Below are 9125 nucleotides of genomic sequence, written 5' to 3'. Positions count from 1 at the left end.
CGGTTTTTTTGTGCTCGCAATTCAGGTTGGGATATAACCACTATCGCGCGGCGGGACAGCGCTGCTTGCTTGTACGGCGAATCTATAATGAATCTTTAATCTTATGATATTTGCATGAATCTATATATGGGAGGAAAGCTGAGCCACATTCAGCGATTCAATCAGTGACAGCTAACACATCCCTTCTTCAATCGTGACGAATGGTGATTTACCTATCTCTAAATACTATTTCCAGCAGGTGAACTTATTGCTCCATAGCAAGATTAATATACTGTTTTCCACAACATTGGCATTTGCCAATACCTGATTTGAGACTGATATAGACCAAGGGGTGCAGTCCATTATTTGAACACGGAATAACTTCAGCTGTAGTTTTCAATAAATTGCTATTCATCATAGTGATCTCCTAGGTCAATAGTGATCGAAATGATTTCGTTTGATGTGATTCTGCTCACCAACACCTTCAACTTAACTATCGTTGTTCAGTATTTTCTCCGCAAAGTCTAGCAAGGTAAGTCCAAGAGTAGGCTAGGATACTAGAGATATACCTCTGTTCACTATTGCGTGGTTTATGCTATTACAACCAAAGATGTTAAAGGTATAAGGGATTACTCTGCGAAACTTTGCGTACTCTGCGTTTAATGCTTGAATAGGATTACCCCGCCGTTTGTTGCACAAATATCTGCATTGGTTATAAGTCTCTTGGAATTTAAAGTGTATGGGAGTTCAAGATGAGCGTATTGGCTGGTATTCATGCGGTAAAACACGCCCTAGAGGCGGGAACCAGTATTGATGAGTTGTTGATTGAGAAGGGAAAACATCACCCGCGTATCAATGAATTGATTCATCTGGCCAAGAAAAACGGCGTGCGTCACTCCTTTGTGCCCAAGCAGGCGCTGGTTCGATTGGCTGAGGGTGTGCCGCATCAGGGGGTGGTTGCCAAAATAGCTGCTTCTGACGATGTGCAGTTCGAATCCCTTGAACCATGGTTGGAAAATATCGACATGACTAAATCACCGTTGGTGCTATTACTCGATCAGGTAACCGATCCCCATAATTTAGGTGCATGTGTTCGTACGGCTGAGGCTGCTGGTTGTTTGGCTGTCATTGTCCCCAAAGATCATGCGGCAGATATCGCTTCACCGGTTGTTGCCAAATCTGCATGCGGTGCTTTGGCACGCTTGCCGGTGATTCGCGTTACGAATATGAAACGTTGCCTGGAGCAGTTGCAATCGATGGGGTTTTGGACGGTTGGTTTAGCAGGGGAGTCGGACGGTTCCATTTATGACGTAGATATGTCCGGGCCAACTGCAGTAGTGATGGGGTCAGAAGGGAGAGGTATGCGACGGTTGGTGCGAGAGACGTGTGATCAACTGATCAGTATTCCTATGCCGGGTACAGTGGAATCTTTGAATGTTTCGGTAGCTACCGGTGTAGCGTTGTTTGAGATTTGTCGGCAGCGATTGGTGAAGTAATGTGTTCGTTGGTGTCAGGCAGCTAGTGCTTCAGTGCTTGTTTTTGAAGTTTTTGAAAACTTTTGGCCACAGTACTGGCATTGGCCGGAGCCTGCTTTTAGATTGATGTAAACTAAAGGATGCTGCCCATTATCAGAGCATGATACTACTTCTTCTGTTGATTTGATGATGGTGTTGCGCATGATAGTCTCCCCAGACAGGTACAGTTCAAATACATTCAAGGCCTGTTGTGAAATGGTTTCTAAACAGCGGCATGACATATTAAACAACGCTTTAAAAAAAGCGGCGAAATAGTAACTGCAGGAATGAAATTGTCAACAAAGTAGGGGTATTGCGCATGGCAATGGTATGAAACCATTGAAACATCAGCAGCAGAACAGAGAAGGCCCATCACGGGGGGCCTTATATATACGCAAGTGCTATCCATCTTGTCGCAGCGTAATCACTAGTACTTTTAACGTATTGGGTTCTGTTTGTATAAACTACCTTATAATGATCAGATTCATATCATGATTTTTAGAAGTATGCTTTTGAACTAACTATGTGTACCTCTGCTGTGAAAGGGCTGAATAGTGATAGTAAATATAGGATGTTTTAATAGGGTCGCTCTGGCTCATGATACAATATTGGAGGCTTGATGAAGGATAGGGTTTTAATTGAAGGTCTGGAAGTGAGGACTGTGATTGGTATTTATGATTGGGAGCGTGAAATTCGTCAGACAGTACGATTGGATTTAGAGATGGCGTGGGATATATCTGCAGCGGCACAATCTGATGATATTAGTGATACGCTTGACTATAAATCGGTATCCAAACGATTGATCTCTTTTGTTGAGGCCTCCAGCTTTGGTTTGATTGAATCATTAGCAGAGCACTGTGCTGGCATTATTTTGAATGAGTTTCATGTGTCTTGGTTAAGGTTGAAAATGTCAAAACCGGGTGCGGTTCGCGGTAGTGAGAACGTTGCGGTGTTGATCGAGCGGGGAACGTTGGCATAAAATGAAACAAGTATTGATCGGTATGGGGTCCAATATCGATGCTGAAATGCATTTGACTAAAGCAGCAATCGCAGTACGTGCATGCTTTGGAGAGGTTGTGTTCTCTTCTGTGTATCAGTCGCCAGCCATTGGTATGGATGGTGATGATTTTCTGAATGCCTGTTGCCTATTTGATTCGGATCTAACGGGTGAAATGTTAACGTCTAAGTTGAAGATGTTGGAAGATGCTCAGGGACGAGACCGATCTAAAGGTTCATGGAAACCGCGCACACTGGATCTGGATATGCTGATGTATGATGGCTGTGTCATTGACGATGAGTTGTATCGTTATGCCCATGCATGTGTGCCAGCATCAGAAATTGTGGATATTAAAATGCCTGATGATTGTCTGGGTGTAGTGGAGAAGCTTGAACTGCGCTTGTAAAACGATGCGCCGACCTTACTATTCTCAAATCTATGATCATGTACTATTTTTCAGTGCTATATACTGATTTTTTTTGGGGAGATAACGATTCATGTTAATTGCAGTTCCAGCAGAATCCCAAAGTAAAGAAAAACGTGTTGCAGCAACGCCTGATTCTGTCGGGCGATTTATCGCTGCCGGTTGTGATGTCGTGGTACAAAAAAATGCCGGTACGGCCGCGAGTTATCCAGATGCTGCTTATCAGGCCAAAGGCGCGAAGCTTGTTGATAGTTTTGCTGGCGTGTGTGCGGATGCCGATTTGGTATTGAAGGTGCGTGCGCTGCAAGCAGATGAGATCGGTGCATTGAAAAAAGGAGCTGCCATAGCAAGTTTAGTTGCCCCCTTTTCTAATCCGTTGCTACAACAGTATGCCGATGCTGGAATCACCTATTTTTGTATGGAAATGGTGCCACGTATTTCGCGTGCTCAGAGTATGGATGTATTGTCTTCGCAGGCAAATATTGCTGGTTACAAATCAGTCTTGCTGGCCATGGAACATTATCAGCGCTTTTTTCCGATGTTGATGACAGCTGCTGGAACGGTGCAACCAGCTAAGGTATTGGTGATGGGGGCTGGTGTTGCTGGCTTACAGGCTATTGCAACGGCGCGTCGTTTAGGTGCCAGTGTTGAAGCTTTTGATGTGCGTGCCGCAGCTAAAGAACAGGTGGAAAGCCTGGGTGCGAAGTTTGTTGAAGTGGCGGCCGATGCCGATGCGGAAGATGCAGGTGGCTATGCCAAAGAGATGGATGATGATTATAAGCGTCGTCAATCTGAATTGATTGCAGCACATGCAGCAAAGGCTGATATTATTATTACCACTGCCCTGATCCCGGGGCGCCCTGCTCCTGTCTTGATCACTGAAGAGATGGTGAAAACAATGAAACCGGGTTCGGTTATTGTGGATATGGCTGTTGAAATGGGTGGGAACTGTCCGATTTCAGAATTGGATCAGGTGGTTGAAAAGCATGGCGTAACCTTGGTCGGTGTCGTGAATATTCCGGCTCTGATGGCTACAGATGCCAGCAGTCTGTATGCCCGTAACCTGGTCAATTTTATCACACCAATGCTGGATAAAGAGAGCGGGGCGCTAGTCATTAATATGGACGATGAGGTGGTTGAATCCTCATTGATTTGTAAAGATGGTGCGTTTCTTAAACCACAGTTGTTAAATCAGGGAGATGCATCATGAGTTTAAATGCAATAACTGCAGATGCTGCATCCACTGTAGCGTCGCATGGCGCCTCGGCGGTAGATCCGGTTGTTTTTTCATTCACGGTGTTTGTATTGGCAATTATCGTGGGTTATCACGTGGTGTGGAATGTTACGCCTGCATTACACACGCCGTTGATGAGTGTGACCAATGCGATCTCCAGTATTGTCATTGTTGGCGCATTGTTGGCCGCAGGGCCACTTGAAATGAATATTGCAACCGTGCTTGGCTTGATCGCGGTTGGTCTGGCGTCGGTCAATATATTTGGCGGATTTATGGTCACGCAGCGCATGCTTGCGATGTTCAAGAAGCGGAAATAAGGGGATAACATGTTATCTGCAAACATGGTTGAGCTGGCCTATTTATTAGCAGCTGTATTGATTATTTTTGCGTTGAAGGGGCTGGCTAGCCCTGAGACGGCGCGTCGTGGTAATGCATTTGGCATGCTGGGCTTGGGAATTGCGGCTTTGGTGACATTGCAAATGGATGCGGTGCAAAACTATGCCTGGATTGTTGCTGCTATTGCAGTCGGTGGTCTGTTTGGTGGCGTGGTCGCTCGCAAGGTGCCTATGACACATATGCCGCAGACTGTGGCCTTTATGCATTCTCTGGTTGGTTTGGCGGCAGTGATGATTGCCGTGTCGGCTTTCCTTGATCCTGTAGCTTATGGAATCGCTAATGCCGAAGGCGGCTTGTATATGGCCAGTCGGGTGGAGTTATTTCTAGGTACGTTTATTGGCGCGATTACATTTACAGCATCGTTGATTGCTTTTGGAAAGCTACATGGTCTGCTTTCTGGTCAACCTCTGACCTTTGCAGGCCAGCATCTACTTAATTTATTGCTGGGGCTTGTGATGCTTGCTGCCGGCATCATGTTCTGTGTTACCGGTGAAATGCTGCCCTTTATGATGATGTTGGTGATTGCGATGGTGCTCGGTGTTACCTTGATTGTGCCGATTGGTGGTGCAGATATGCCAGTGATCGTATCAATGTTGAACTCATACTCTGGTTGGGCTGCTGCCGGCATCGGTTTTACACTGGGGAATAATATGCTGATTATAGCAGGGGCACTGGTGGGCTCTTCGGGTGCTATTCTTTCTTATATTATGTGTAAGGCGATGAATCGTTCTCTATTTAATGTGTTGCTGGGTGGTTTTGGTGGCGACACTGCCGCTGTGTCAACTGCCGGGGCTGTAGGTCAGCGTCCAGTGCATAGCGGAGCCGCCGAAGATGCGGCGTTTTTGATTAAAAATGCCCGTTCGGTAATTATTGTGCCGGGTTATGGTTTAGCGGTAGCACGTGCACAGCATGTGTTGAAAGAGTTGGTGGAGGCACTACTGGCGATGGATGTACAGGTGAAATTTGCTATTCATCCGGTGGCAGGGCGTATGCCGGGTCATATGAATGTATTGCTGGCGGAAGCTGATGTGCCATATGACATTGTGTTTGAGATGGATGAAATTAACCCTGAATTTTCTGATACTGATGTGGTTCTGGTGATTGGTGCGAATGATGTTACTAACCCGGCGTCCAAAACGGACCCATCCAGCCCGATTTATGGCATGCCTATTCTGGATGTGTCAAAGGCAGAGCATGTGGTTGTGATCAAGCGCTCACTGGCTGCTGGCTATGCAGGCTTGGATAATGATCTGTTTTATATGGATAAGACTATGATGCTGTTTGATGATGCGAAAAAAGCTTGTGAGTCAATGCTTCAGGCTCTTGATTGATTGTTTTTTTGCTTATAAAGCAAAGTTAATATCGAATAGATCCAGCTAATTATTATAACTAACAATAAAAATTCTTATGCATGTCGAAAAGCTATTGACAGGCATATAGGTCGACACTAAGGTTCGCGACCCTTCGAAAGGGCTGATCCATTAGGCAGCTACCTGAGAAGTGAACGTTTGGAGAAGAGGATACAATGCCAACAGTCAATCAGTTGATTCGCAAGCCGCGCAAGGACAAGCGCAAGATTAATAAAGTCCCTGCTCTGCAGGCTTGCCCACAGCGTCGTGGTGTATGTACACGTGTATATACCACTACACCAAAGAAACCAAACTCAGCGTTGCGTAAAGTTGCACGTGTGCGTTTGACCAACGGTATGGAAGTTACGGCTTACATCCCCGGTGAAGGCCATAAATTGCAAGAGCATTCAGTTGTACTGATTCGTGGCGGTCGCGTAAAGGATTTGCCAGGTGTACGTTATCATGTTCTACGTGGTGTTTTGGATACAACGGGTGTTGAAGGCCGTAAACAGGCTCGCTCGAAGTATGGCGCCAAGCGTCCGAAGTAAGAGAGGAATTAGATATGCCACGTAAAGGTCCCGTCACCCGTCGTCCGATTGTACCGGATGCAAAGTTTGGTGACACAAAAGTTTCAACAGTAGTAAACAAGGTAATGCTTGCAGGCAAGAAGAATATTGCTGAAGCGATTGTTTATGATGCAATGGAAATCGCAGCGCAGAAGTCAGGTTTAGAGCAGTTGGATGTTCTGCATCAGTCACTGGAAGCGGTGCGTCCATTGGTGGAAGTTAAATCACGCCGTGTTGGTGGTGCTACGTATCAGGTTCCTATGGAAATCTCTGATCGTCGTCAGCAGTCACTGGCTGTGCGTTGGTTGGTTGAGTTTTCACGCAAGCGTTCAGAGCATACAATGGCAGAGCGTCTGGGTAATGAGATGGCTGATGCTATCGCAGAGCGCGGTTCGGCTTTTAAGAAACGCGATGAAACACACCGTATGGCTGAAGCGAACAAGGCATTCTCACACTTCCGTTGGTAAGTGTTTGATGAGGCTCGATTGGGGTCTCGCTGTTTTGTTAAGAGATTAAGATTAAGTAATTAGTATTAAAAGAGATAGTTCTTTTATAATTTGATGGTAAGGAGTATGACGTGGCTCGTAAGACACCGCTAGATCATGTGCGCAATATCGGCATCATGGCCCATATTGACGCAGGCAAAACTACCGCGACAGAACGCATTCTGTTTTATACAGGTGTAAGCCATAAAATTGGTGAAGTGCACGATGGCGCGGCCACCATGGATTGGATGGCTCAAGAACAAGAGCGCGGCATCACCATTACTTCTGCAGCGACTACCTGCTCGTGGAAAGACCATCAGATTAATATTATTGACACCCCCGGCCATGTGGATTTTACCATTGAAGTTGAGCGCTCTCTACGTGTGCTTGATGGCGCCGTTGGTGTGTTCTGTGCGGTTGGTGGTGTTCAGCCACAGTCTGAGACCGTTTGGCGTCAGGCTGATAAATATAAAGTTCCCCGTATCGCATTTGTAAACAAGATGGATCGTACCGGCGCTCGTTACTTTGAAGTGGTAGATGAGATTCGTGAACGTCTTGGTCACAACGCAGTTGCCCTGAATATCCCGATTGGTGCTGAAGAAGACTTCCAGGGTGTTATCGACCTGGTTACCATGAAAGCAATCATCTGGAAAGACGAAGCGATGGGCGCAATGTACGAAGTTCAGGATATTCCTGCTGACTTACTAGATGTTGCACAAGAACGTCGTGAGTTGCTTCTGGATGCCGTATTGGTCAATGATGAAGAGTTGATGATGGCGTATTTGGAAGGTGAAGAGGTTGATGAGGCTGCGCTGAACGAATGCATCCGTAAATCTGTTCTCGATATCTCTGTGATTCCTGTGCTTGCTGGTACTGCTTTTAAGAATAAAGGTATTCAGACGCTGTTGGACGCTGTTGTGCAATATATGCCTGCTCCTGTTGATGTTCCCGCGATTGGTGGTGTTCACCCGGACACAGACGAGCCAGACACACGTCCGTCATCTGATGATGAGCCGTTTTCAGCGCTCGCGTTTAAAGTAATGACCGATCCGTTTGTTGGTACGCTGACTTTCTTCCGTGTGTATTCCGGTGTGGCAGAGGCTGGTTCTTATGTAATCAACTCTACTAAAGGAAAGCGTAAAGAGCGTCTTGGCCGTATTTTGCAGATGCATGCAAATGAACGTTCTGAGATTAAAGAAGTACGTGCCGGCGATATTGCTGCTGCCGTAGGTCTGAAATCGACTACTACTGGCGACACGCTTTGTGATGCTGATAGCCCAATTATTCTTGAGCGTATGGAATTCCCTGAACCGGTTATCTCGGTTGCAATTGAACCTAAGACCAAAGCGGATCAGGAAAAAATGGGTGTTGCTCTGGGTCGTTTGGCTGCAGAAGATCCTTCATTCCGTGTTCGTACTGATGAAGAGACAGGTCAGACCATTATTTCTGGTATGGGCGAACTTCATCTTGAAATCCTCGTTGATCGTATGAAGCGTGAGTTCACTGTTGATGCAAACGTTGGTAAGCCTCAAGTTGCTTATCGTGAAACCATTCGCAGCGCAACAAAAGCTGAAGGTAAATTTGTTCGTCAGTCCGGTGGTCGTGGTCAGTATGGTCATTGCTGGTTGGAAATCGAACCAATGGAAGCTGGTGGCGGATTTGAATTCATTGATAAGATTTCTGGTGGTTCTATTCCTCGTGAATATATTCCAGCGGTTGGTAAAGGTGCTGAAGAAGCAATGGCTAACGGTGTACTTGCCGGTTATCCAATGGTTGATGTCAGAGTTACTGTTGTTGACGGTTCTTACCATGACGTCGATTCCAATGAAATGGCATTTAAAGTCGCTGGTTCCATGGGTTTCCGTGCTGGTTGTGCGCAGGCGTCACCGGTCATTCTTGAGCCAATGATGGAAGTTGAAGTGGTTACACCTGAAGATTACATGGGTGATATTGTTGGTGATTTGAATCGTCGCCGTGGTCGCATACTTGGTATGACTGATCGCGGAAATGGTAAGGTTGTTGATGCAGAGGTTCCATTGTCTGAAATGTTCGGTTATTCAACCAATGTTCGTTCAATGTCTCAGGGCCGTGCTACATACACTATGACATTCAAGCATTATGAAGAAGTTCCAAAGAATATCGCGTTGGAAATCATCGCGGCAGTTAAAGGTTAAGGAGTAG

The 9125-nt window shown here is 46.0% G+C and carries 10 protein-coding genes; 9 read left to right on the top strand and 1 reads right to left on the bottom strand.

From position 1 onward, the window contains the following. The first annotated feature begins 731 nt into the window (after positions 1-731). Positions 732-1475: a 23S rRNA (guanosine(2251)-2'-O)-methyltransferase RlmB gene (gene rlmB, locus D8Y20_RS13125; RefSeq protein WP_121544171.1), complete on the top strand. Its 744-nt coding sequence runs from the start codon at positions 732-734 to the stop codon at positions 1473-1475. A gap of 14 nt (positions 1476-1489) precedes the next feature. Here the strand turns inward: rlmB and D8Y20_RS13120 are convergent, their stop codons facing one another. Beyond that, entirely contained in the window at positions 1490-1657 is a 168-nt protein-coding gene (locus D8Y20_RS13120) for a zinc-finger domain-containing protein (protein WP_121544170.1), read from the bottom strand. A 455-nt stretch (positions 1658-2112) separates the two neighbouring features. Here D8Y20_RS13120 and folB point away from each other — a divergent pair, with 455 nt between their 5' ends. The 8 genes from folB to fusA all read left to right on the top strand — a co-directional run bounded on the left by folB (position 2113) and on the right by fusA (position 9118). Next, positions 2113-2472, top strand: a complete 360-nt coding sequence (gene folB, locus D8Y20_RS13115) for a dihydroneopterin aldolase (RefSeq protein ID WP_121544169.1) — start codon at positions 2113-2115, stop codon at positions 2470-2472. Between the two features lies 1 nt (position 2473). Beyond that, on the top strand, positions 2474-2896 hold the full coding sequence (gene folK, locus D8Y20_RS13110) for a 2-amino-4-hydroxy-6-hydroxymethyldihydropteridine diphosphokinase (protein ID WP_121544168.1): 423 nt from the start codon (positions 2474-2476) through the stop codon (positions 2894-2896). Positions 2897-2987: 91 nt separating this feature from the next. Next, positions 2988-4124: a Re/Si-specific NAD(P)(+) transhydrogenase subunit alpha gene (locus D8Y20_RS13105; RefSeq protein ID WP_121544167.1), complete on the top strand. Its 1137-nt coding sequence runs from the start codon at positions 2988-2990 to the stop codon at positions 4122-4124. After that, on the top strand, positions 4121-4465 hold the full coding sequence (locus D8Y20_RS13100; protein ID WP_121544166.1) for an NAD(P) transhydrogenase subunit alpha: 345 nt from the start codon (positions 4121-4123) through the stop codon (positions 4463-4465). The genes D8Y20_RS13105 and D8Y20_RS13100 overlap by 4 nt, the downstream gene beginning before the upstream one ends. A gap of 9 nt (positions 4466-4474) precedes the next feature. Beyond that, positions 4475-5875: an NAD(P)(+) transhydrogenase (Re/Si-specific) subunit beta gene (locus D8Y20_RS13095; protein ID WP_121544165.1), complete on the top strand. Its 1401-nt coding sequence runs from the start codon at positions 4475-4477 to the stop codon at positions 5873-5875. A gap of 194 nt (positions 5876-6069) precedes the next feature. Next, positions 6070-6441, top strand: a complete 372-nt coding sequence (rpsL, locus tag D8Y20_RS13090) for a 30S ribosomal protein S12 (protein WP_121544164.1) — start codon at positions 6070-6072, stop codon at positions 6439-6441. Between the two features lie 14 nt (positions 6442-6455). Then, positions 6456-6926, top strand: coding sequence for a 30S ribosomal protein S7 (gene rpsG / locus D8Y20_RS13085; RefSeq protein ID WP_121544163.1), 471 nt, complete (start codon positions 6456-6458; stop codon positions 6924-6926). Positions 6927-7036: 110 nt separating this feature from the next. Further along, on the top strand, positions 7037-9118 hold the full coding sequence (fusA, locus tag D8Y20_RS13080; RefSeq protein WP_121544162.1) for an elongation factor G: 2082 nt from the start codon (positions 7037-7039) through the stop codon (positions 9116-9118). The last annotated feature ends 7 nt before the right edge of the window (positions 9119-9125 follow it).

It is taken from the genome of Mariprofundus sp. EBB-1 (genome assembly GCF_003665155.1).
In the GTDB taxonomy this organism is placed as follows: Bacteria; Pseudomonadota; Zetaproteobacteria; order Mariprofundales; family Mariprofundaceae; genus Mariprofundus.
This window is presented reverse-complemented; position numbering and strand designations above follow the sequence as displayed.